Below are 25,581 nucleotides of genomic sequence, written 5' to 3' on the forward strand. Positions count from 1 at the left end.
TTTTTGGATAAATCATCCATGTTTAACAAAATCCCCCGAAAAAATAATCGCTCCTCCTACATTTATTAACCTGGGTGCATGAACAGGAAAGATCAATCATAGATTTTTGTGTTGTTAAATAATGATGCAAATATGAACACACAAATCTTATTACAAATTTCTCTGATCTTTCATCTGACAGGATTAACCTTAATGGCCGGCACCACCGTGGTAGATTTTATGACCTTCAACACCTTCTCCAGACGCCTGGAAGCGGACAAAGCATCGCCTGTACATTTGCTGGAACTCATGGCAAAACTCTCCATGCTCATGGGTATAGGAGCAGCACTCCTCATCACGTCGGGCATCGGGTTAATGTTTTGCACCGCCGGCGTATATGCGCACATGATCTGGTTCAAAATAAAAATGATGATCCTCCTTTTACTTGTGCTGAATGGCTTTTTAGTAAAGGCAAGGCAGGAATCAAAACTAAATAAACACATCGCCGGAAACACGATATCGCTATCTGAACCCGTAAAAAGTGCCATGCTGCGGCTGAAGATATTCTACCTGGTACAGATAGCAGGATTTTTGATGATTATTACACTGGCGGTTTTCAAATTCAACTAAACACCTACATCATATGGAGAAAACCTCCTGGTTGTTTAAACATACTGCAACAACCACTCCCTTGCTTCGGCATCATTCGTAAATGACTTCATCGGAATAGGGGGTGTTTTTAGTTTGAATAAAATATTCATGATCAGTTTAGACAAACCAGGTTTTGACACCATCGCCATCGCCGTATATACATTTGGCAATTGTTCCGTTGAAAATTTCCGGGTGGCTTTATCAGGTACAGGAGAATTAGTAAGATAAATCAACAACGGTACTTTTTTATTCCCGGTGATCTGTTTTACCAATGCAATGTTATTTGAAATATTTTCCACTGTTCTCAAAATACTTTTTGAGTAGGAATATAAAATACCGGTATTATCAAAGTAATAATCCGCTATTTCCCCTTTAATCAGTTCAACGTTGTTTGGTACATGCATTCAAATCGAATTTAATGAGTGACTACAAATGTACATTAAATCCGTTAGCGGACACACTCTTTAGCGAGCGCTCTCCGGGCCAGTATTGCGGCCTTGCAGGAACATAGTTACCCATTTTGTGTATTCCTTCACACAAAAACAGGCGTCAAAAATCACTATCACAGATTATATAACAGCGTGAGCCTATATACCCCTTCTGGTACGCTAATTGCATTTTCAGGGTTGATCATTATTGAATAACCAAAAAAGTATTTTTATGAAATCGATGCTTAAAATTATTGGCGTATTGCTTTTATCAGTTGTGCTGTTTGCCGCTTGTAGTAAAAGCACCGATCCTGCAGACACGGACATTTTTGCCGGTACTTTCAAAGGTAAAGTAGGATATATCGATGGCGATAAAAACATCAGCCAGGCCAGTGGTAGTGTTTTCGTTACCAAAGTAGGCACCCGTTACGACTTTAAATTTTCGGATGCTATTCCTGCCCTTACAGGTGTGGAGTTTGAAAAGAAAGATGATAACTCCCTCGTAAGCGTGGGATCTTCCGGCACTGGTCTTATCACCATCAGCAAAGATAAACTGGTGATAAATTTTACAAGAGATAGCAAAGCATGGACAGCAGATTGTAACAGATAACCAATAGCTAATTAAAACGTCGCCTTCTAATCGCAGGATTAGAAGGCGACGTTTTATTGTAAATGTTAGTAAATCTCCAGAATAACAGTTTCCTTTTTATTAAACAGGAAACTGTCGCCCGTTTTTTTATCCAGTAATAATTTTGCCAGCGGGGTATAGGGAGATAGAAAAAAGACGGGCTGCCCATCTATCAGCTGTTTTCCCAGTCCTGCTCCAATAAAAAAAGCTTGTTCCGCACAGCGTACAAAAGCACCTGATTGCGCCGTGGTATAAATAGCATCTGTATTTACCTCCTGTAACCTCGCCAGCTCCTTTATATTCTCTGCCTGTTGCCGGGCATACATATTTTTTTCAAGATGCCCCATCGCTCTTCCTGTTTCATATTTATCACCGGCCGAACTTTTGCCTTCACTATTAGCTGCCTCCTGCGCATTGTCAATAGCCGATTTCGCCATGGCAATCCGCTCTGCGATGAGTAGCTTCCCTGCTTGTTTTAAACCGGTTTTAAAGGCGATCCTTTCCTGACTTGTCATAAACGATTGATTGTATCGCCGTCAAAGTAAGGATTTTTTGCGGGAACTATCTGAATTACAGGGAAGCCTTCAAACGCACTGCTTTGAAGGCTTTCCATTCTTTTTCGCTTAGTGTTTGAAAATATCTGCCAGGTTCTGCTGCGGTTTCAGGGATATAGCAGCCCCCATCGCTTGCCAGCCAATAAATAAACTTTGCACCTTTCCTGCTGTGGTCCAGGCATAAGGTAATTCCACATTGATCTCATTTTCTTCTCCTTTAACAGATGCGTAATAAGTGGCTACACCTGCTTTTCTGATACGTACGAAAGGCTGAAACTCAGATGCAGGATGGTGTTTGGGTAATTCCGGCAGTTCTTTTAAGACAATATAATCTGACCACTTTCCCGGTTGAATATTGGTCGCCAGCGGAATAAAAGTAGTATCTACTATTACTAATGGATTGGTCAAACTTTCATCAAAATAATACTCCACCACCTCTACTACCACATCTACAGCACCGGCGCCTTTGGGAAAGTCGAAATAAAAATTAGCTAAGTACTCGTTCCCCTGTGGCGTTGGATAGGTATAAGTATGATTCATCTTTATGCCATCAAAATAGAATATGGGAACTTTACTGGTGTCATTACCGATATCAAATTTCTGCTGATAAACGGTTTCCCCATTGCTTTTCCTCCTCAGCTCCATGGTAATTTCATTTTTCTCAAACGCAATTTTACTTGCCTGATCGCTCAAACTTATGCTGCCATATAATTCGCGCACTTTCACACCGTCAAAATACTGTTCAAGTGGTTCGCCCAGTATGAATCCATCCATGCTAAACGGCATGGTCTTCAGAACAGGTGGTACAACTAATTCCCCTTCCTTTCCACACGCCGCCACCAGGCATAAAAGCAAGGGTACCATCAGGTAAAATATATTCGTTCTCCTTTTCATGATTTTTTGTTTTAGCGCACTAGAAATTATAAGAAATGGCGAGGCTGAAGGTGCGGCCCACGTAACGGGTCAATGTTTTTCGATCTCCAATTTGTTTATTGGTGGTTTTATCTATATACCCTTCCTCAAACTTTTCCGAGAAACCCTCTTTGTACTGATAGGCATCATTCCATTCCGCATATGTCGGAGGCCTGTTGGCTTTATACTCAAACGTGGAGTTATCGTTAATAAAGAAACGATGAGGGGCATCCATCAGATTACTCATATTGAGTTTGGCTTCCATTTTACCTTTGAGGAGTTTGTAACTTATCTGGGCATCCATTTGCCCGCGCGGTCTTTCGTACTCTATAAAATCAGGATCGCTGCCGGTAACAAAAGTTTTGTATCCCATGTAATTATACACCAGGTTTAATCCCAGGCGATTGCCCGTATATTGTATGCCGGCATTGTACAATAAAGGCACCTGTCCGTATAAAGCACGGGGATATTTCAGGTAACTGTACACAACAGAATCCTTTCCATTTACATCTACAAACATCTCTTTGTTCCGGGCTCTCACCTGAGATTTTTGTAAAGTAAGATTGCCGCTCAGGTATATATTTTCAAGCAGATTTGAACCCGCATAAATAAACCCCAGGTTTTTACGCACTTCAAATTCCCAGCCCTTTACTTTCGCCCAGTCAGAGTTGGTAATAAGGATATCGGGCTTGCCGGTATTCGCCTGGTCATAGGCATAATATTCAGCTGGTTTATCAAAATATTTATAAAAATATCCAACAGATATTATTTCTCCGGCTCCCGGAAACCATTCCAATTTGGCATCATAGTTTTTGATCACCGTACTGATAACGCCCCGGCTTCTCAAAATCGTACCATAAGTGGGGTTGTAACGCGAAAACCTGGAGTTTTCCATCAGCCCGGGACGCACTACACTCTCTGCATAGGAGGCCCGCACATTAAAGTTTTTAACCGGTGTGTAGGTGATGTTAACCGAAGGGAGAAAGTAAGTTCTTATGGAATCATCCAGGTACAATTTGATGCTCCTGTCTTCCCCTCTGCTGGCGCCATTTTTTATAGTATCCAATCTAAAATAGTCTGCCCGTACACCCCATACCACCCGCAGGTTGGGTAACAGTTTACTGTCGAACATCACAAACGCACCTTTGTTGACGCTCTTTCCTTCAAAGGAGTTCAATGAAAAATCTCCGGGGAAATAAAACAAGTCCTTTGCAGGCTGCTCCATGCTCATATAATCGCCCCACTGCTGTATTGGAATACCGGGATAAGGATTATTAAAAACATCTTTTGTCACGATAGGCAATACCGTCCAGTCGTACCAGGCATGTTTATCCAGGTAATTGACGCCTGTTTTAAACGTATGCGTTGTTTTTCCCAGTTTAACATCCATCGCTGCGCTAATATCACCCGCCAGATTCCGTTCCCGGTAGCTATATTGATCCCGGTGTATCGCGCCCCATCCAGGATCAGTGCCTTGTCCGGGTGCGTATTCAAACAAGGGGGCTTTATTAGCAATCTCCCGGCTTCTTAATCCGGCTGAAACTGCATCCTGTTCTAACGTTTTTAAATGAGCCCGGGAAACATTCCAGACTAGCTTTACACGACCCAACTGGTGGGTACCACTTAATTTGTTTTGCAACAAATCACTGAACTTGGGCCGGTCGTCTTCCTGTATGAAAGGGAATTTATTGGTATCCTCGTTTTTAGGATCTTCATAACTCCAGCCCTTAATGCGGCTAAACCGGTCGTCATAGATATGCGTGTATAAATTATAGCTGCTGATCTGATGTTTTTCCGTTTTGAAACCTCCATTCAGTAAGGTACCGATGGTAGTATTAAAGCCATACATGTTACCGGTGTTTACGTCTGAGCTATCTCCGGTGACGGTGGCTCTGCGACTCCAGCTGCCACGTCTCATGTCAGCAATGTAGTCGTTGCTTTGCGTGTTCCGGTAACTAGCGGAACCAACGAAACCCAGTTTGCGTTCTTTGGTATTGCTGAGTGAATAAGATCTCCCTATACTGAACTGATAATTTTGCGAAGGCATTGCTTTATAGGTGCGGGTCCCTAGTCTTTCTGTGCCACCAATACGTTTGTTTTGTTCCCCTATCTGCGGCGCCTTAATTTCATTTTGAGATTCTTGTCCATTCGGATTGTATTTATTACTCAGATCGAATAATCCATCGGGGAAGTGATTTCTACCGCCGTCGTCAAAACCCAGGTAATCATTTTTACCGCGCTGGTAGCCCAAAAAATCTTTGCCGGTGGTGCGTGAGTTGACAGACAGCCCTCCGCTTATAGCTATAAAACTGGATACAGGAATTGATTTGGTGGTAATTTGTACCAGGCCGCCGGCAAACCCGTATAGCATGTCTGGTGTGATGGATTTAGCCACTACAATATTATCTACCAGGTTACTGGGGATCAGGTTAAATTCAAAATCCCGTTCCTGTACATCTGTACTGGGAAGCGTACTTCCATCCAGCAAAGCCACGTTGTACCTTTCAGCAATACCACGTACCACCACTTTTCTATTGTCGGTAGTGCTTACCCCTGTGATGCGTTTTAATGTTTCACCAATATGTTTATCCGGCGTGGCGGCTATTTGTTCCGCACTGATGCCATCTGATAAGGAAGCAGCATTTTTTTGCCGGGTAAACAGCGACGCAATACTTTCTTTTTTTGCAGAAGCCTTCACTACAACGGCAGATAGTTGTCCTTTTTTCCTTTTCAGGGTTACGTTGAGCGCAAAAGTAGCATGATCATTTACCTCAATTCCACTCACTTCTTTAGTACCATAACCCATATAACTGATAGTAGCCGTATAGCTTCCCTTTGGAAGAGCCATCTCGAATACGCCATCTATATTTGTAAAAGCCCCCTGATCACCAATACGGATAGTCACCCCTTCAATGGGCTGTCCATTCTCCCCATCGATAATGCTACCGCTTACCTTACCCGGCTCCTTTTTAGGAACGGTGACGGCTTTGGGTTGTGCTATAATCACCACCGATTCTCCGGTCAGCTTCCAGCTAAAAGGAAGGGCTGTCAATGTTTTTTGTAACACTTCTTTCAAGGTAGCATTAGAAAAATTTGCCGGCGGCACTTTTATGCCAGCAGTTTCATTTTCATCAAAGGCGATGGTAATACCTGTTGTATGTTGTATTTCTTTTAATCTTTGTGTTAAGGAAGAAGCAGGAAAATCTACGGTACTTTTCTTCTCCAATGCGCCCTGTGCATAGCTTTGCAGACAAACGAGCAACAGTAACACGCCTGCCAGTAATAGTTTTTGGGTCGCGCGTACGGCGCTTCGTTCACCCTGACGGTGCCTGTCTTTTTTTTGCATACTTTTACAATTATTTAAATGGAATAATAGCCATGTCCCAATGGCTGTTTTGCTGTCCCGCTCTAACGGGACAGCTTTTTTTAATGAATGATGATGGTATCTTTTTTAACCGTATAGCGGGTAGTATATAACGTGCATAAAGTTGCCAATACACTTTCCTTTGAGGCATGCTGCGGGAAATTGGCCGTAAAAGCCGATTGCTGTATCCGCGGGTTGTTGCTGACGACAATAATATTATACTGTAGTTTCATGCGCAGTGCCAGTTCCTCAAAAGGGGCATTGTCGAGCACGAAACGGTTATTCCACCAGCTATTTTGGGAGGATACATTTTTTTCGCTGCTGGTAAAGCGGCCATTGAGCAGCTCATAGTCCAATTGCATGTTACGGGTAAGCGTATCCAGCACCCTGCCGGAACTGACTACCTGTACTTTTCCGGCTGTTACGGTGATTTGTACCTGCGGCAGTTCCCGATAGGCGCGAATATTAAACGCCGTGCCTAATACCTTTGTCTGCAAAGCATCTACGTGGATAATAAAAGGTTTTGCAGGATTTTTTGCGACTTCAAAATAGGCTTCTCCTTCCGACAACCATACTTCACGGATAGGATCTTCAATGCCCATTTTTCTTACACTCAGCACAGATCCGTTATTCAACCATACTTCGGTTCCATCGGCCAGCTGCAGATACTTTCGTACGCCACGCGCGGTGGAATAAGTATCCACCTGCACCATTAAATTGGGGGCTGCTGTTGAAGGCATTAACCATTGCAGTATCCCCCACAGGCCCAGTCCTACCACCATGGCTGCGGCAGCATAGCGAACGACAAGCCGTAAATGATTTACACCGGAGGCAGGCGCGTTCCAATCCGGAGATTGTTCCAATCCTACACCCGCCACGATCTTTTCCCACGTGTCGGCTTTGGTTTTCCGGATATGTTGCTTGCTCATCCAGGCAGGACGACGGGCATTACCGGTGGCATCGTACCAACGGTTTACCAATTCCTGTTCTTGTTCGTCCGACTGATGCTGCTGATAACGTCTGAAAATTTGCTGAAAGAAATTCATAATAGTACATCTCCTGTACTATTACTGGCCAAAAGAGGGTTTTATACTTCTGATGTGTGTTACCAAATTGTAAACAACTTCTATAATCCCAATACAGCGATCGCCGTTACAATAAAAATGGAATGAGTGTCTGGAGAAGCATCGTTGTAAAAATGGGTTACCCGGATTTTAAGCCGGCGAACAGCCTGTGACAGCAGGTTACGTACGGTTTGCTCTGACAAGGATAAATCCCGGGCTATTTCGGCAACAGAACAATCCTGTTGACGACTCAACTGAATCACCCTTTGCATATTAACCGGCATAATGGCAATTTCCGCGTCGATGGCAGCTTGCAGTTCTTTGGAAATTAATCCTTCCAACACATGATGCTCCTGCAAAGTAAGGAACTGGCCGAGTGCATGATAACAGATTTCCTGCTTGCGGGTAAAGGCAAGGGTATCAATAATCCTGTATTTAAGCAGCGTAAAAAGATAAGGCGCCAGTGAGCCGTTTTTGGTAGATAACTGTTGTTTCTTTATCCAGATGCTTTCCATAATGTCCTGCACAATGTCCTGCACTTCCGGTACGTTTCCCAAACGCTTACCTGCGCCCTGATACAATGAATCCCAATATCGTTCATAGATAACAGCAAATGCGCTTTCATCGCCTGACCGCATTAAATGTAGTAATTCTTCGTCTGTCAATGACAACAGTGCATCCGGTAGAAACATATAGGTATTGCAGTAAAAACTGATTGAAGCGATAAAGGTAATCCCGCTGTATTAACTGAATGTTACTCCGACTGCCACATGATAACTACGCCGGCAAATATCTCGTAACAATAGCCATTTAAAAGCGTCACCTCCATGTGATGCAGCGATTGTATATTGATGTTATTTTGACTTTTGCTTACCTTATTTTGCTTGAATCTTGGTAAATCAATTAGTATCACCTTAACTTAATGCGCTGATTTAAACAGTCCAACTAAACTCTTAATTGCTCACACCTTACTATTATTCAAGCTTTTGTCTGTAAGACACTGACCAAACCGTTATGCAAGGAGGACCAGAAGCCAGACTTTTATTCCAACAACTGCGGAGTGCAGATGGAGAAGCTGTTCTCGTGAAACTGCATAACATCTATTTTAGCCGGATATTTAAGCTGATTCACTCATTGGTGAAACAACGCGAATCTGCCGAGGAATTGGCCAGCGACGTATTTGTACAGTTATGGTTACGCCGGGAAAAATTATCGGAAGTGATCAACCCGGACATATATTTATATGTCATAGCCCGCAACAAAGCCTTTACTTTCCTGAAACAAAAACTACATCTGACCGAACCACTGGATAATATTGAAGATTTCCGGCTGGAAGTAGCCCGGTCTCCGGAAGAACTACTCATTTCTTCCGAAATGCTCCATCACGTCAATACCGCCATCAATCAGCTTCCACCCAAATGCAAGCTCATTTTCATGTTGGTCAAAGAGGAATCATTCAAATACCGCGACGCCGCCGAGATCCTGGGACTCTCCACCAAAACCGTGGAAACACAGATGGGCATTGCCTTAAAAAAACTCAGTAAGGCATTTACTTTCTCCACCATATAATTTTTTTTCCAGCTCTTAAGGGTAACCAGTTGTTTTACCACTCCTTATAATAAATAGCTGGCATCTTCATGGACAGAATTTGGGAATTATTAGCTAAAAAATTTAATCACGAGATCTCCGATCCCGAGGTTGAAGAGCTGGACGACCTGTTGCGAAAGCATCAGCAGGAATTCCAGCAAAGCGAAATCCTGAGCGCTGTTTTCAACCTGGACGTCGTTACCGAAGAAGATCCTGCTGCGATAGCACGCAGCGAAAAACGCCTTCGCCAGGCACTCGATACACACAGATGGAATGAAGAACCTGCACCGGATGCCATACCAGCCCCCCCGACATGGGGTCTGACGAAGCATCTCAGGCGCTATTCGAAACTTTACCTGGCTGCAACGGGCAACCTGGCAGCCGTTACGCTGCTATACCTGGCGCTCAGTCAAAATACTTCCGGCACCTTCGGCAATAAAATTAATACAGAGCGGGGAGCTAAAACAACCGTTCATTTGCCCGATGGTTCCATGGTAATCTTAAACTCCGGCAGCCGGCTTAGCTACGACAAAGATTTTGGTATTAAAAACAGGCAAATCAGCCTGGAAGGGGAAGCATATTTTGATGTGAAGAAAGACCCTTCTATGCCCATGATCGTATCTACTACAGGTGTGGAGGTAAAGGTACTGGGAACGACTTTTAATGTAAGAGCCTACCCGGAAGATTCTTTGGTGGAAACATCCTTATTTACCGGCACCATTCAATTAACAACAGAAAAAGATCCGGAAAGAGTCATCCTGCTCCGGCCAAGGGAAAAAGTAACCATTAATCAGAAGCAAAACGGGTACACCGCGCCAATTACGGCGAAAGAACCACACACCGAAACAGTATCGTTACAACACATGATGTTTAATCGCACCGACAGCAGCTTCGACGAAATGGCCTGGCTAAAAAATAAATTAGTATTCCGCGCCGCCAGGTTCCAGGACGTAGCCAATGAACTGCAACGAAAATTTAATATATCCATTTATTTTAGTGATACCGTATTCCAGGATATCCGCATCACCGGGACCTTCTCAGACGAATCGATTCAGGAGATTCTTCCCGCATTGCAACAAACTATTCCATTTCATTTTACGAGTGCAGGCAATAAAATTTATATCAACCAATAAACATTTATGTAGGGACTAACCCTAACGACTAAACGACTTTTAAACCACAAACGGCTTGACATAGTTAAGGTATTCGCGGACGTCATGAAGTCTGCAGGTAACTGCTGTGCCCATACCCTTCATTTTATTAAACCAAAATTTACATGAACGTGAAAAAATGCTGCAAGCTACTGCTGTATCTTCTTACTATACTATGTTTAAGTCCAGCCCTAATGGCTTATTCACAGAAGGTGAGCGTTCCCGCCGGTAAAAAACCAATCAGGGAAGTGCTGGAATACATCGAAAAAACAACGCCCTACAGATTCCTTTATACCGAGGATCCGATGTTCGACCGCATTGCCGGAAGTTATGAAGGGCAAGGCGCGGAAATCACCAGTGTATTGGCGGCTATTCTGAAAGAAACAGATATCTCTTTCCGCGTAAATTCCAACAAACTGGTCACACTGCACACGCCACGTTCCGCACTCCTCGCCGCAAGAGATAGCACCGGCGCTAACATTACCATTTCCGGTACCATCACTAATCTTCAGCAACAGCCATTAACGGGTGTCAGCATTTACCTGAAAGCGAATCCACTCGTAGGAACGGTGTCCGACAAAAACGGTTACTTCGTCCTAGGCAATATTCCACGATATTCTACCCTGGTGGTTTCCTCCGTAGGATTCAGATCCCAGGAAATAGATATTAAAACAGTTCCCGCTGCCAGTCTCCGGAAATTCCCTATTCTGATGGAATCCGAAAGTCTTACAAAAGACGAAGTGGTAGTTACCGCCATGGGCGTACAAAAGAAAGTCAGCGTAGTAGGCGCCATCACCACCGTGAATCCCAGCGAATTAAGAGCACCTACCCGTTCTCTTACCACACAGCTGGCAGGTAGAGTGGCCGGTGTCACGTTTGTGCAACAGTCCGGACAACCCGGACAAGACGGCGCTTCCTTCATCATCCGCGGGATCAATTCTGTGACCGGTAACTCCGCGCCACTGATCCTGATCGATGGACTCAGAAGAAATATCGACGACGTAGATCCAAACGATATCGCTACTTTTTCGATATTGAAAGATGCGTCCGCCACCGCAGTATACGGCCTGGAAGGCGCTAACGGCATCATTATCATTACCACTAAAACCGGTAAAGTGGCGGCACGCCCCACCATTCGCGTGTCGGCCTCCAGATCCATTAACAACGCCTCCTACAAACCGCAGTGGGTAGATGCGCCTACCTATGCCCTAATGAAGAATGAAGCCCTCGCGGTGAGAGATAAGCGGCCTTTTTACACCGATGCAGAAATTGCCAAATTTGGCGACAAGGATATGGATTTCTACCCGAATGTAGACTGGTATAAAACCATGGTGAAGCAAAACAATCCGGCTACCAAAGCGAACTTCAACATCAGCGGCGGCGGCAATGCGGTAACCTATTACATGTCCGGCGGCTTCTACAACGAGAAAGGCATGTTCAACACCAAGAATGATGTGAACGCCAATGCCAACTACAACCAGTTCAACTTCCGCTCCAATGTGAAGGCCGACCTAACGCCCACGACTTCGCTGGGCATTGGATTCGACGGACGATACAACACGACTGCGGAACCAGGACAGGGCGTAGATAATTTGCTCGATATCATGAATACGATCAACCCTACCCTGTTCCCCGCAGAATATTCCGATGGCAGTGCACCGGAAGAACCAATAGGGATCACCAATCCGTATTCCCTGTTAAATAAAACCGGCTTCATTAAGAAGTATGCCAACTACATGTCTACCAATCTAAACCTGACACAGAAACTGGACTGGCTTACCCAGGGACTGTTCGTGAATGGTATCGCTTCTTTTACTAAAAGCAATTTTTACACACACAAGTATTACAAAAACTACCAGCGTCATGCCCCCGATTATGCGAATAGCTACATGGGCACCGGCCGAGATGAAAACGGCAACCTGGTCACTATCAATAAGACACCCGATGTGGACGACAAAATGCATTTTTTCTACACCGCACCTACGGGCGACAGAGTGATAGAATTACAGGGTAGTATGAACTATGTCCGAACTTTTTTTAATAAGCTGTCAGTAACAGGATTGTTATTATACAAACAACGCGAATACCTGACGGACGCACCTTCAGGAGACGGTGCAGCGTTGCTGATCAATGCATTGCCAACCCATGAGCAATCCATTGCAGGAAGAGTCACCTTTGGCTGGGCCAATAAATATTTCACGGATATCAACTTCGGCGCATCCGGGTCACAAATGTTTACGCCCGACAAACGCTGGTCCAGCTTCCCTTCTATCGGTTTCGGCTGGGTACCTTCTTCAGAAAAATTCTGGGGCGGTATCTCAGAAGTAGTAGACTTTCTCAAATTCAGGGTATCCTATGGAACAGTAGGCTCCTCCGGTAATGCCACCCGCTTCGGCTACATGGCCACTACCGGCTTCGTTGATGGTTATACCTTTGGGTTTGGTCAGGCGGCAGGCAGCGGCACCTACATTTCCGGTGTAGGCGAATCCAGATTAGAACAATTGAACCTCACCTGGGAGCGTAACCAGAAACTGAACTTAGGTATGGAGATAGGTTTCTTCAGAGACATGAAACTGGTGATCGATGCCTACCAATATCTCAACAAGGACCAGCTCATCTACCTAAGCCGTTTACCTGCCACCCTGGGCCTTCCGGCTACGCCTATGGCGAACCTGGGCCGCACCAGGTCAAGAGGTATCGACTTCGATCTCACTTACGCCAAATCATGGAATAATTTCAGGATTAACTATATCAAAGGCATTGTCAGTTACAATACAAACAAGATCCTGGAAAACGGACAACTGGACCCAAAAGTCGCCTACCAGAGTGGTATTGGACTTGACTATGGCCGTGGCCTGAATTACATCGCATTAGGACTGTTTAAAGACCAGAAAGATATTGATAATAGTCCCGTGCAAACCTGGAACCCGGTAATGCCCGGCGATATTAAATACAAAGATATCGACGGTGATGGTGTTATCACACCCAACGACAGAATATGGACCGGGAATGTACTTCCGAAATGGACTTACTCTCTCGCTATTGATATGCAGTACAAAAAATGGACGTTTGCCACCCGCGCTATTGGCAAACTAAACATGTTCCGGAGCATCTCCGGCGGCAGAATTCCTTTCAACCCATATAACGCCGGCGGTAATGAAAATGGCGCTGTATACACCGCTGCTGTAAAAAACCACTGGATACCGGCCTCTTATTCCGGCAATCCCGCCACCGAAAATCCGAATGCTACCTATCCACGACTGGGATTTGGAACAGATAACCAGAACAATTCACAAACCTCTACCTTCTGGCTGAGAGAAGCCTCTTATCTCAGAATCGCAGATGCGGAAATCGGTTATACCTGGAGACCAAAAACGAATAAATCGCTATTCAAAAGTATCTACTACTACGGAAGGTGCGACAACGTGATCACCTTCTCCAAATTCAAGGACTGGAATCCTGAACAATATTCGCCGTATTCCTATCCTTTAAAAAGAACCATCTCTCTGGGATTGGAAATTGGATTAGACCTCTAAAAAGACGTTCATGAAAAATAGCATATCAAAAATACTTGTAGTCCTGTTGTTCCTTTTCTCATCTGTGAATTGCCATTACCTGGAAGCAGATGAATATCTGAATGAAGTAGATAATCTCAACAACATCTGGACACAGCGCATAGACATCCGGAAAGCCTGGGCCGCCTGTTATGGCGATATACCCAACTATACCGACATGATCAATGGCTGGCCATTTAATACCAACTACGACGAGGGACACGCGGGGTTGGACAATTACAACGATCTCATTTTTGCCCAGGGCAAATTCAACGCAGATAATCCTATTTATAATTTCTGGGCCTCCTATTACAGAGCTATCCGCACCTGCAATCTTTTCCTGGAAAACTATCACAAAGCAAACGATAAACTGCTGGTACCCGGCGAAGTAGAAGGATATGCAGCAGATGCCAGATTTCTGCGCGCATTTTTTTACTCGCAAATGCTGGAACTATATGGTCCCTTTCCCATTGTTAGCAAAACAATCGATTACTCCAAAACAGAAGAACTCCCCACTACCAGGAATACCGAAGAAGAATGTGTGAACTTCATTGTATCAGAACTGGACTCCTGTATTAATCTGCTGCCGGTGAAAGAAGCAGTACTGAGTTCTGAATCAGGTCGTCCTTCCCGCGAAGTTGCCATGGCTATTAAAGCACGGGTGTTGTTATGGGATGCCAGCCCATTGGTAAATGGGAACCCGGAGTACAGCAACTTTAAAGACGCTAAAGGAAAAGCCTACTTTTCCCCTACCGCCGATCCCGAGAAGTGGAAGAAAGCTGCTGATGCTGCCAAAGCAGTTATTGACCTCGGAAAATACGAACTGTACACCGTACCGGCCAACGGGCCCAATGCCCTGACGGTTCCACTGGGCGACTTTCCCGGTAATAATGTACCCTGGCCCAATGGTCCTGCAGGCATAGATCCGTATCGCTCCTTCAAAGGATTGTTTACCGGAGGCAAAGCCTACTGGAACAAAGAAGCGATCTGGCTGGTGAATTTACCCAGTCAAACTTACAACCTCTCCATTCTCGGATTCCCCCGGAATTATAACAATGGTGAAGGCGCTCAATTCGCAGGCAGGGTATGTGCTACACAGAAAATGATAGATGCCTTTTTTATGAACAACGGCGCTACCATTGATGAAGAAAACAGGAAATTATATAACGACATTGGTGTGGCAGAAGGCGGCGATCAGTACTACATCAAAGGCTCCGGTCAGGATGCCAGTACGCCTATTATCACCGGCTTTAATCTCGCTAACTCCAATGCAAAAGTACCTGCACGTTGCCTTAACCGGGAAGCACGGTTCTATGCCACCGTTGGATTTATAGGGCGCGGCTACCAACAGAATAACGGCACCTTTTATTATGCCGATTACAAAGCCAATGCGCTCGACGGCTTCCTGCAATCCGACAGACCTTCCGTTCGCTCCGGCTATTCTATTGTAAAATGGGTAGCAGACGATGATCAAAAAGCAGGTGGCAGCTTTGATAAACCCTATCACGTAATACGGCTGGCTGAAATTTATTTGTCTTACGCAGAAGCATTAAACGAATATGCTCCCGGCGATGCCGATATATTAAAATACCTCAACCTGGTAAGATTCCGTGCCGGCCTGCCCGGATACACACCCGCCAGCAAGGAAATTACCAGGGAAAGAATTAAACGGGAAAGATATGTAGAACTGGCATTTGAAGCAAGAAGATACTTTGATTCACGCCGCTGGAAAGATGCCAGCAAAACAACCCGTGATAACTGGGGTAACAGTATCGGTATGGGTGGTCTTGTATACGGATGCAATTATCTGGCCCCCGATGGCAGCTTCTACGATCGTGCCGTTATCGACGGATATGTATTCAGACCCAAGAACTATTTTCTACCCATCCCTTATCAGGAGGTAGCCAACTATTGGGGTACACTGACACAAAATCCCGGATGGTAGTTCACTTAATTAAATCAGATCTCATGAAACGCATTTATAGCTCACTTTCTATACTACTCGCTATGGTCGCTGCTGGCGGCTGTGGTAAACCTGACTACGAAAACAAAGAGTTTTACCAACAGGAAGTCTACATCATTTCTTCCGCATCCACGTCCGCCACAGAAAGGGAAATATCCGATCTGCCGGCACATACCTTCGTGGATACTTTAAAATATAAGAATGCCCAGTACGATTCGGATACCATCATTGACACGAAAATTTTTACCGCACAGATAAAATTCAAAGTAGGCATCGGTGGATCACTGCCGGCGGCGCAGGATTATAAGGTAATTGTAGCTTTCGACAACGAAACACTGGAAGATTATAATATCCTGAAAAATACCGCCAAAAAAATCCCTGATGCGGCCAACTATACGGTCAATGTTCCTTACGACGAAAAAGAACAGGGCTTTGTTGTCGTGATCAAAAAAGGAACCTCTTCTTCTTCCCTCATATTTGATGTGCCGCTTGAAAGAGCAAAAATGAAAGACTATGAAGACTTCGCATTTCCATTGAAGATCACCAGTGCCGATAAAATTCCTTTAAGCAGACAGTATACCCAATTCATGATTGCAGGCCTGCTGGTTACGCAGGATAAAATCGTGAACTGGTCGGGATTCCCCATTCCAAAAATCCCTATTGGCAGATACTATTCTGTACAACTGGCCGGCAACGGGGGAGAAAACAATCCCGATGGAAGACTCCGAAAATATAAATTCATTACGCCGCTGAGCATCTCGGATGATCCATTGCTCAACGATAAATACATTATCTGGGGCAGCAGCGCCTGGAGCTTTGAAGTATTCGGTTTGCACAGCGCTGGCTGGATGTATAATGTACTTACACTGGTAGACAGAGACTTCGGGATTTACAGGATGGAACCCGTGTTGGCAGGCAATACCAACTTCCCCGCGCCTACCTTTGCTTATGCCACTGTACAACAATCGAGCGAAGATAACTTTTATGATCCCCGGCTCAAAACGCTGACGATCCACTATAAGAATGTTATCGGAAAAGATTACACAGATGTACTGACCTATGAAAATTCAGATTTCACACTGGATGTAGTACGCAGCGGATGGCCTGCACCTCAAAGCTGGCTGGATGTAAAGAGCAGGGGATTTAATTACTGGCTACCCCAGTGATTGGCATCTCTCTATAAACAACTATTCGCTACTACAACATAACAACAGACAAAAGACGCATGGAAAGGAGAAAATTTATTCGTCAAACCGGTATCGTAGCCGCAGGTCTATTCAGCCTGCGGCTCACTGGTTTGGCGCAGGGCAGAAAAAACTATTCCGGTGTACTGGTACCACAGCACAACATTCCGGTAGACAAGCAACTCGATCCTTCCTGGATTCGCTCCCTGTATGAACGTGGCCAACCGACACTATACACCAAAGCAAAAAATGAACTCCGCTACATCGGGATGCCCGCAGGTGGATTACATACCGGCACCGTTTACCTTGGTGGCGATGGCCGCTTATGGCTCTGGAGCATCTTCAACGATGAGCGGGAAGGCATTGATCCGAAAACGGTTCTTTGGAATGATGGCGTATCTGAAAGAAATATTCATAACAGAGATGGCGCCAGCTATGTGGAACCTGCCATCGCTGCCAACCACCGCGTATTGGAGCAGGGCTTTGCCGTACTGGTGGAAACCGGTGGTAAAACGCAGGTATTGGAGTTGAAGGAAGAAGATTGGGAAGAAGTAAGTTTTGAAGCCACCTACCCTGTAGCCACGGTACGTTACCGCCATCGCCAGGTTCCAGTGGAAGTAACGCTGAACGCCGGTGGTATTTTCATTCCGTTGGATGCAGATAACAGTGGTATGCCTGCCACTATATTCGATATCAGTATCAAAAACATTTCCGGACAGCCTGTTCATGCGGCAGTGGCAGGTTGGTTCGAAAACGGCGCCAGAAAAATCACGGCAAAAAAAGGAGGAGGAGAAAAGTCAAACACAGCCACTAACGGCACCGGTTACACGCAAATTTCATCCACCTTCCAACCTGCCGATGGAAAAACAGATCAACCGGATGCAGGCACTACCTGCATTACTTATATTGGTATGGGTGCCATTGCCAACACCCACGCGAATCCCTGGCCAGTACAGGTGGATTTTTTCACGGCGGCTAACGGTAAAGCATCTACGAATGCAGATGAAAAACTGATAGCATCCATTGCAGGTCCGCAAAAGCAACTGGCCGCCGGTGAAACGTTGCAGGCGCAATTTGTATTGAGCTGGCATTTTAATCATCCGCTGAAAAAAACCGATAGGTTGAAGGATGCTGCTGCCGGTTACCATTATGGCAGTCGCTTCGCCGATGCCGCAGCAGTAGGCACTTACATTGCACAACGATTTGAAACACTCTGGGGCAATACCCTCCGCTGGAAGGAAACCTACTATGATGCTACATTACCTCATTGGTTCCTGGAGCGTACGTTCCTGAACATCGGCACACTCGCTACCGCCAACACCTACCGTTTTGCAGATGGCCGTTTCTGGGGCTGGGAAGGTGTGAATGCCTGCGAAGGCACCTGCACCCATGTGTGGCAGTACGCGCAGGCAATGGGCCGCATATTCCCTTCACTGGAAAGCGATACCCGCCAACGCACGGATCTCGGCATCGCCATGCAGGAAGACGGTGGCATTATTTTCCGCGCTGAATATGAATCGCGCCCCGCCATCGACGGACAAGCAGGTACCATCCTCCGCATCTACCGCGAACACCAGATGAGCGCCAACGATCAGTTTCTTCGTCAAAACTGGCCGCAAATAAAAAAAGCCGTGAGCTTTATGTTAGCGCAGGATAAAAACGGCGATGGCATGACCGACACACCGATGGAAAATACCCTCGACGCGGTTTGGGAAGGAGAAATTGCCTGGATCGTTGGTCTTTGTATAGCCGCTGCCCGCGCCGCGGAATACATGGCCAGAGAAATGAAAGATACTGCCTTCGCTACCCGCTGTAAAGATTATGTAGAAAAGGGAAGCGCCAACATGTCCAAACATTTGTTCAACGGCGAATACTTCATCCACCGTCCGGATCAGCTCCAGGGCCGCAAGAAACTGGGTTCTTACAACACTTGTCATATTGACCAGGTATACGGACAAAGCTGGGCATTTCAGGCAGGACTGGGCAGGCTCTGGGATCGCGAACAAACACGTTCCGCATTACGCGCGTTATGGAAATATAACTTTACCATGGACGTAGGCCCTTATATCAAAACCCACCTTGGTGGCCGCCCTTATGCGTTGGCAGGAGAAGGCGGTATGATCATGAACACCAACCCACGCAACGAAGCAGCTGCCTACGGCGAAAACGCTACCTGGCAGCTGGGATATTTCCACGAGTGCATGTCGGGATTTGAACACCAGGTAGCCAGTCATATGATGGCAGAAGAAATGACAGATGAAGCACTCATACTCACACATGCGATCCACGACCGGTACCATGGCGCTAAACGCAATCCTTTTAATGAAATAGAATGCAGTGATCACTATGCACGTGCCATGGCCAGCTACGGTACTTTCATTACCGCCTGCGGTTTCGAATATCATGGTCCCAAAGGATACCTGCGATTTGCTCCCGCCTGGGGCAGAGAGCAATTCAAAGCGCCTTTCACCGCAGCAGCAGGATGGGGTACCTTCCAGCAGCAGGTGAACAACGGCGGCATGCATTGCAGCATTGACCTCCGTTACGGTTCCCTGCAACTCCAAACACTCAGCTTGCATGGCACAGGAAGTATGGTGGCCGCTACGGTGAATGGAAAGAAAGTGAAAGCTACATTGCAGGCATCCGGGGGAAATATGAACATTCTGTTTTCTCCGGCACTGATTTTACAGGAGGGCGAAAACTTACAGATACAGCTTGTCTGATCTCATAAATAAATATTACCCCAACAAAAGGAAACAGCAGGCCCGTGCACTCATCGTCGCGGGTTTGCTGCTTTAATATGCTTATCCTAAAATATCATAACTTCCATTTTGTTTTAACTAATTAAGCACGCAGAATGGATATTTTATGACCGATTTTGAATTACTTAGGAAGAATATAGCACAATACATCCCCATTACGGATACGGAATTTGAACAGTTCACTGCCCATTTCCATCTCAAAAAAATAAAGAAAAAAGAATTCCTATTGCGCGAAGGCGACATCTGTAAATACGAAGCTTTTGTTACGAAAGGCTGTTTCCGTATTTATTATTCTAACGAAAACGGTGATGCACAAATTCTATATTTTGCCACAGAAACCTGGTGGGCAACGGATATCGACAGTTTTATCAACCAACGCCCATCTACCCTTAATATTGAAGCGTTGGAAGATAGTGAAGTACTTGTCATCAGCAAACTGCATAAAGATGCTTTGTACGAAACCCTCCCCAAAGTAGAAAAGATGTTTCGCATCATGAACCAAAAATCATTGGTAACATTTCAGCGCAGGGTCATTTCTTCCTTGGGCAAAACAGCTGATAAGCGCTACCTGGAATTTATTGAAAAATATCCGGAGCTGGAACAACGTCTCAACCAGCAACAGCTGGCGGCATACCTGGGCATCTCACATGAATTTCTAAGTAAAATCAGAAAAAAATTATCCTCCCGGTAAACGTGTTTTTGAACTAGTTCAATTTTTAGAAAACAACCATCTGCTAAGTTTGTGATCTAAAAAAATCACACATGAAAAAAGCGTTGCTGATCGTAGATGTACAAAATGATTATTACGAGGGTGGTGCCCACACCCTCGTAAATACTGCCGAAGCCGGAAAACAGGCACAAGCTGTATTAAAAACAGCCAGACAACAACACGTGCCCATCGTGCATATACAGCACCTCGCTGTAAATGAGGGCGCCGATTTCTTCCTCCCGGACACGCATGGCGCAGCAATACATACGGACGTGGCGCCGCTTGCCCACGAAAAAGTAGTGACAAAAAATTATCCGAATAGCTTCAGAGAAACAGCATTGTTAGCATATTTGCAGGAAAACAGTATTACCCACCTGGTTATTTGCGGTATGATGACAGATGTTTGCGTAGATGCCACCGTCAGAGCTGCCATGGACCTGGGATTCAGCATTACCGTTATTGGAGATGCATGTGCTACCCGGGATCGTTCCCTGTTTGGCAAAACCATAGCAGCCAGAGAAATAAACAATGCTTACCTCGCCGGGATGACGGCCCTTAACGGGCTTTATGCGCAGGTGATCACCGCAGCGGAGTTTATGAAACGATAGTATTTCAAACCCATTCCCCTCCAACGTTTCGCTCGTCTGGAGGGGAACTTTGTCACTTCTTATTTCGCAAACTTCTTTGAACCTGCCACGCAGCCAATCACACCTACCGTAATTCCCAACATACCCATACTTACCTGTTCATGCAGTAAAGTAGCCGCCAATGTTAATCCAAAAAATGGTTGTAACAATTGTAGTTGCCCTACGGTTGCAATGCCTCCCTGCGCAAGTCCGCGATACCAGAAAATAAAACCAATCAGCATGCTGAATAAGGAAACATAGGCCAGTCCCAGCCAGGCGGGGGCACCAATGCCACTAAAGGAAGATGGAAGGAAGAAATATGTAACGGGTGCTACAAAAGGCAATGACAACACCAATGCCCAGCAGATCACCTGCCATCCTCCCAGTGTCCTGGATAATTTAGCACCTTCGGCATAGCCAAGTCCACATAAAATAATAGCGCTCAACATCAGGATATCACCCATAGGTGAAGCAGAAAGTCCCTGCGCCACCGCGAAACCTATCACTAGTAAACTTCCGGCAATAGAAAAAATCCAGAACGCAGGCCGTGGTCTTTCTCCTCCCCGCCAAACACCGAATATGGCCGTGGCAAGTGGCAACATTCCTACGAATACAATGGAATGGGCAGAGGTAACATATTGTAATGCCAGCGCCGTTAATAGCGGGAAACCAATGACTACACCGATGGCCACCATTGCCAACGGGAAAATATGTGCCCTTGCGGGTCGCTTTTCTTTAAACACCCCTAAAATGCAAACGGCCAGCAGCCCCGCGATGCTCGCCCGTGCTACCGTTAAAAATACCGGCGAAAAATCCAGCACCGCCACCCTGGTGGCAGGAAGCGAACCACTGAATATCAGTACACCTATAAACCCATTTATCCAACCACTGCTACTGTTGACTGATTTCTCCGGAATTGATATACTACTATTCATGATGTACTTAATTGTTATACAAAAGAAGACAAAAAGAGCCGACAAACACAGTCACAGTTTTAGTAACTTTAATGGACACAGTTATATTTGTACCATGAGCAAAGATTTTCTATATAACGAAATCGCGAACGGACTGGCCGGCCAGATCAACAGCGGTGTATTGAAACCGGGAGACCGCCTGCCTTCTGTAAGAATGCTATGTGAGAAACATAAAATTAGTATGAACACCGCCAAGAGAGTATTCCTGGAACTGGAAGCACAATCACTCATCGACGCCAAACCGCAGTCCGGCTATTTTGTGAGCCGGCGCCCCTATCCCAGACTCCCACTTCCTGCAGTGAGCAATCCTTCTACGCTGGCCAACAACAACGAACCGGATGAATTGATCAGCAGAGTGTACGCCAATATGGGAAATGATGCGCTCACACTTTTTTCCGTTGGAGCGCCTTCCGGCGACCTGCTGCCATTGGCAAAACTGAAAAAGGAAATCGTACAGGCCCTCCGGGAACTCAGCGGAGGTGGGGCTACCTATGAACCCTTGCAAGGCAATGTAAAATTGCGGAACATGATTGCCATCCGCTCTTTAGCATGGGGAGGCAACCTCCATGAAAATGATCTGATCACTACCAACGGTGGTATGAACGCACTCTCCTTTTGCCTGATGGCACTGGGAAAACCGGGAGACACCATTGCCATAGAAAGCCCCGCTTACCCCGGTGTGCTGCAACTCGCGATCAGCCTGGGTTACAAAGTACTGGAGCTACCCACACACCCTGTTACAGGTATAGAGATAGATGCCCTGAAAAAAGCCATTCCCCATATCAACCTTTGTCTCCTGGTACCTAACTTCAACACGCCGTTGGGCAGCTGTATGCCCGAAGCACATAAAAAAGAAATCGTTACCCTCTTGTCCAAACATCATATTCCACTGATTGAAGATGATACTTATGGCGATCTCTATTTCGGTACACAACGCCCCAAATGTTGTAAGTCATTTGACACCACGGGAAATGTGTTATGGTGCAGTTCCGTTTCCAAAACACTGGCGCCGGGTTACCGCGTAGGTTGGGTAGCACCGGGTAAATACAAGGAAAAACTGCTGCAATTAAAACTGGTGCATGCCCTCTCCTCTCCTGCTATTCCGCAGGAAGCTGTCGCCAATTTCTTAAAAACGGCTAAGTATGAAAATCATTTGCGCCAGCTTCGCCGCACCTTACAGGACAACTATCAACATTATATCCATGCCATCGCCGATTATTTCCCGGAAGGCACTAAAACCAGCAGACCCCAGGGCGGCGTTTCTATTTGGGTAGAATTTCCGGCGGAAATTGATACGGCAGTATTATATGATCTGGCAATTAAACAACGCATCAGCATTGCACCAGGACGAATGTTTACCCTGCAGGATCAATTTGAAAACTGTATGCGACTCTGCATCGGTTTGCCCTGGTCGGAGCAAATAAAACTTAAATTAAAACAAGTCGGCAACCTGGCGAAACGGATGCAGACCGGATGAAGAGATGCCGTTTTTCTGATGCCGTGGTAATGAACAAATAAATCATCGTCGTGTTTTATATAGTACAAGCCTTCAAATCCTGCCATCTGAAGACTTTCAATTTTCCATGATGCGGCCCGGGCCAACTGCTGCCGCGTGAATGACACGCTAATAGATTTTAACTATTGAAACATAGAAATTAATTGATTGTGATTATTACTTCAATACCATAACTTTATCATACTGCACAAATACCAGGTGCAGGCATGTGTTCATTTCGTACCCTAAACATTCAAAAATGGAAAAAGAGTTAAACGACATCAGTAAATGCCCGTTTCATAATGGCGCTATGAAACACAACGTTGCCGGTGGTGGCACCAGGAACCGCGACTGGTGGCCTAACCAGTTAAAACTAAGTATCCTTCGTCAGCACTCGTCCTTGTCAGACCCAATGGGGGAAGATTTTAACTATGCCGAAGCTTTTAAAAGCCTGGACCTGGAAGCAGTGAAAAAAGACCTTCATGCACTCATGACGGATTCACAGGACTGGTGGCCGGCCGACTTTGGCCATTATGGCCCCTTGTTCATTCGTATGGCCTGGCATAGTGCAGGTACCTACCGTGTAGGTGATGGTCGTGGTGGCGCAGGTGCAGGACAACAACGTTTTGCCCCACTCAACAGCTGGCCCGATAACGTGAGTCTCGATAAAGCCCGCAGACTGCTGTGGCCTATCAAACAAAAATATGGTCGCAAAATTTCATGGGCAGATCTGCTGATCCTTACCGGCAACATAGCACTGGAATCCATGGGCTTTAAAACATTTGGCTTTGCCGGCGGACGTGAGGACGTATGGGAACCGGATGAATCAGTATACTGGGGTGCTGAAACCACCTGGCTGGGTGGCGACCTCCGTTATGCACATGGCTCTCCCGGCGTGGCAGAAAATCATGGTGTAGTGGTAACAGACGATGATGCAGACGGTGATATCCATTCCCGCAACCTGGAAAAACCATTGGCTGCCGTACAAATGGGACTGATCTACGTGAATCCCGAAGGCCCCGATGGTAATCCTGATCCTATTGCCGCCGCTAAAGACATTCGCGATACATTTGGCCGCATGGCGATGAATGATGAAGAAACCGTTGCGCTGATAGCCGGCGGTCACAGCTTTGGGAAAACCCATGGCGCCGCTCCCGCTACCCATGTAGGCAAAGAACCTGAAGCCGCCGATATGGAAACACAGGGACTGGGCTGGAGTAATAGCTATGGTTCCGGTAAAGGTGCAGACACCATCACCAGCGGACTGGAAGTAATATGGACGAAAACGCCCACAAAATGGAGTAACAACTTCTTTGAAAACCTCTTTGGTTTTGAATGGGAACTAACTAAAAGCCCTGCCGGCGCCAACCAATGGGTAGCCAAAAATGCAGACGATATTATTCCTGATGCATATGATGGTGGAAAAAAACATCGCCCTACCATGCTAACCACCGATCTGTCTTTACGATTAGATCCGGTTTACGAAAAAATATCCAGGCGCTTCCTGGAACATCCAGATGAATTTGCAGATGCATTTTCCCGCGCATGGTTTAAATTAACGCACCGCGATATGGGGCCCCGCGCACGTTACCTCGGTCCGGATGTACCTGCAGAAGAATTGCTCTGGCAAGATCCTATTCCTGCAGTAGATCACCCATTGATAGATGCAAATGATATTGCTGCGCTGAAAACAAAAATACTGGCTTCCGGCTTAAGCGTATCTGAACTGGTGGGTACAGCATGGGCTTCGGCTTCTACTTTCCGTGGCTCCGACAAACGCGGTGGCGCCAATGGCGCCCGTATTCAACTGGCTCCGCAGAAATCCTGGAAAGTAAATAATCCTACCCAACTGCAAAAAGTACTGGGGACTTTAACCGGCATTCAGAAAGAATTTAACGGCGCACAATCAGGTGGCAAAAAAGTGTCGCTCGCAGATTTGATTGTACTGGCCGGTGCGACAGGCGTTGAAAAAGCAGCAAAAGATGCAGGACACACT

At 45.8% G+C, this 25,581-nt stretch carries 19 protein-coding genes; 12 read left to right on the plus strand and 7 right to left on the minus strand.

All coding sequences use genetic code 11. The annotated features are described in order from the left end of the window. Positions 1–132 precede the first annotated feature (132 nt). Complete coding sequence (locus tag VIP81_RS14540) at positions 133–609, plus strand: hypothetical protein (protein WP_331961919.1); 477 nt, start codon at positions 133–135, stop codon at positions 607–609. A gap of 35 nt (positions 610–644) precedes the next feature. On the opposite strand, the gene VIP81_RS14545 is transcribed toward VIP81_RS14540, so the two are convergent. Then, positions 645–1,034 (minus strand): STAS/SEC14 domain-containing protein, encoded by a 390-nt coding sequence (locus VIP81_RS14545; protein WP_331961922.1) that lies wholly within the window; start codon positions 1,032–1,034, stop codon positions 645–647. Between the two features lie 256 nt (positions 1,035–1,290). Between VIP81_RS14545 and VIP81_RS14550 the strand changes: the two genes are divergently transcribed. After that, positions 1,291–1,668 carry a hypothetical protein gene (locus VIP81_RS14550; protein ID WP_331961925.1) on the plus strand — a complete coding sequence of 126 codons (378 nt, stop codon included), beginning with the start codon at positions 1,291–1,293 and terminating at the stop codon, positions 1,666–1,668. Positions 1,669–1,733: 65 nt separating this feature from the next. On the opposite strand, the gene VIP81_RS14555 is transcribed toward VIP81_RS14550, so the two are convergent. The 5 genes from VIP81_RS14555 to VIP81_RS14575 form a co-directional block, all read right to left on the minus strand. Next, the gene (locus VIP81_RS14555; RefSeq protein WP_331961928.1) at positions 1,734–2,201 is read right to left on the minus strand and encodes a hypothetical protein; all 468 of its coding nucleotides are present in this window, start codon (positions 2,199–2,201) and stop codon (positions 1,734–1,736) included. Between the two features lie 108 nt (positions 2,202–2,309). Beyond that, entirely contained in the window at positions 2,310–3,134 is an 825-nt protein-coding gene (locus tag VIP81_RS14560) for a hypothetical protein (RefSeq protein WP_331961931.1), read from the minus strand. A gap of 19 nt (positions 3,135–3,153) precedes the next feature. Continuing rightward, positions 3,154–6,498: a TonB-dependent receptor gene (locus tag VIP81_RS14565; protein WP_331961934.1), complete on the minus strand. Its 3,345-nt coding sequence runs from the start codon at positions 6,496–6,498 to the stop codon at positions 3,154–3,156. Positions 6,499–6,578: 80 nt separating this feature from the next. Next, the gene (locus VIP81_RS14570) at positions 6,579–7,562 is read right to left on the minus strand and encodes a FecR family protein (protein ID WP_331961937.1); all 984 of its coding nucleotides are present in this window, start codon (positions 7,560–7,562) and stop codon (positions 6,579–6,581) included. A gap of 80 nt (positions 7,563–7,642) precedes the next feature. Beyond that, the gene (locus VIP81_RS14575; protein ID WP_331961940.1) at positions 7,643–8,272 is read right to left on the minus strand and encodes an RNA polymerase sigma factor; all 630 of its coding nucleotides are present in this window, start codon (positions 8,270–8,272) and stop codon (positions 7,643–7,645) included. Positions 8,273–8,594: 322 nt separating this feature from the next. Here VIP81_RS14575 and VIP81_RS14580 point away from each other — a divergent pair, with 322 nt between their 5' ends. The 8 genes from VIP81_RS14580 (at position 8,595) to VIP81_RS14615 (ending at position 21,098) form a co-directional block, all read left to right on the plus strand. After that, positions 8,595–9,149 (plus strand): RNA polymerase sigma factor, encoded by a 555-nt coding sequence (locus VIP81_RS14580; RefSeq protein ID WP_331961943.1) that lies wholly within the window; start codon positions 8,595–8,597, stop codon positions 9,147–9,149. Between the two features lie 68 nt (positions 9,150–9,217). Continuing rightward, entirely contained in the window at positions 9,218–10,300 is a 1,083-nt protein-coding gene (locus tag VIP81_RS14585) for a FecR family protein (RefSeq protein ID WP_331961946.1), read from the plus strand. A 212-nt stretch (positions 10,301–10,512) separates the two neighbouring features. After that, complete coding sequence (locus VIP81_RS14590) at positions 10,513–13,854, plus strand: TonB-dependent receptor (RefSeq protein ID WP_331961949.1); 3,342 nt, start codon at positions 10,513–10,515, stop codon at positions 13,852–13,854. A 10-nt stretch (positions 13,855–13,864) separates the two neighbouring features. Beyond that, complete coding sequence (locus VIP81_RS14595; RefSeq protein ID WP_331961952.1) at positions 13,865–15,817, plus strand: RagB/SusD family nutrient uptake outer membrane protein; 1,953 nt, start codon at positions 13,865–13,867, stop codon at positions 15,815–15,817. A gap of 23 nt (positions 15,818–15,840) precedes the next feature. Then, positions 15,841–17,001 carry a DUF1735 domain-containing protein gene (locus VIP81_RS14600; protein WP_331961955.1) on the plus strand — a complete coding sequence of 387 codons (1,161 nt, stop codon included), beginning with the start codon at positions 15,841–15,843 and terminating at the stop codon, positions 16,999–17,001. A gap of 59 nt (positions 17,002–17,060) precedes the next feature. Then, positions 17,061–19,742 (plus strand): GH116 family glycosyl hydrolase, encoded by a 2,682-nt coding sequence (locus tag VIP81_RS14605; protein WP_331961958.1) that lies wholly within the window; start codon positions 17,061–17,063, stop codon positions 19,740–19,742. 145 nt (positions 19,743–19,887) lie between these two features. Then, positions 19,888–20,472, plus strand: coding sequence for a Crp/Fnr family transcriptional regulator (locus VIP81_RS14610; protein ID WP_331961961.1), 585 nt, complete (start codon positions 19,888–19,890; stop codon positions 20,470–20,472). Between the two features lie 71 nt (positions 20,473–20,543). After that, entirely contained in the window at positions 20,544–21,098 is a 555-nt protein-coding gene (locus tag VIP81_RS14615; protein ID WP_331961964.1) for a cysteine hydrolase family protein, read from the plus strand. A gap of 59 nt (positions 21,099–21,157) precedes the next feature. Here the strand turns inward: VIP81_RS14615 and VIP81_RS14620 are convergent, their stop codons facing one another. Further along, positions 21,158–22,051, minus strand: coding sequence for a DMT family transporter (locus VIP81_RS14620; RefSeq protein WP_331961967.1), 894 nt, complete (start codon positions 22,049–22,051; stop codon positions 21,158–21,160). Positions 22,052–22,145: 94 nt separating this feature from the next. Here VIP81_RS14620 and VIP81_RS14625 point away from each other — a divergent pair, with 94 nt between their 5' ends. Further along, positions 22,146–23,567: a PLP-dependent aminotransferase family protein gene (locus VIP81_RS14625; RefSeq protein ID WP_331961970.1), complete on the plus strand. Its 1,422-nt coding sequence runs from the start codon at positions 22,146–22,148 to the stop codon at positions 23,565–23,567. A gap of 277 nt (positions 23,568–23,844) precedes the next feature. Next, positions 23,845–25,581: catalase/peroxidase HPI (gene katG / locus VIP81_RS14630; RefSeq protein ID WP_331961973.1), on the plus strand; the 1,737-nt coding region annotated here is incomplete at its 3' end.

This window comes from Chitinophaga sp., assembly GCF_036566945.1.
In the GTDB taxonomy this organism is placed as follows: Bacteria; Bacteroidota; Bacteroidia; order Chitinophagales; family Chitinophagaceae; genus Chitinophaga.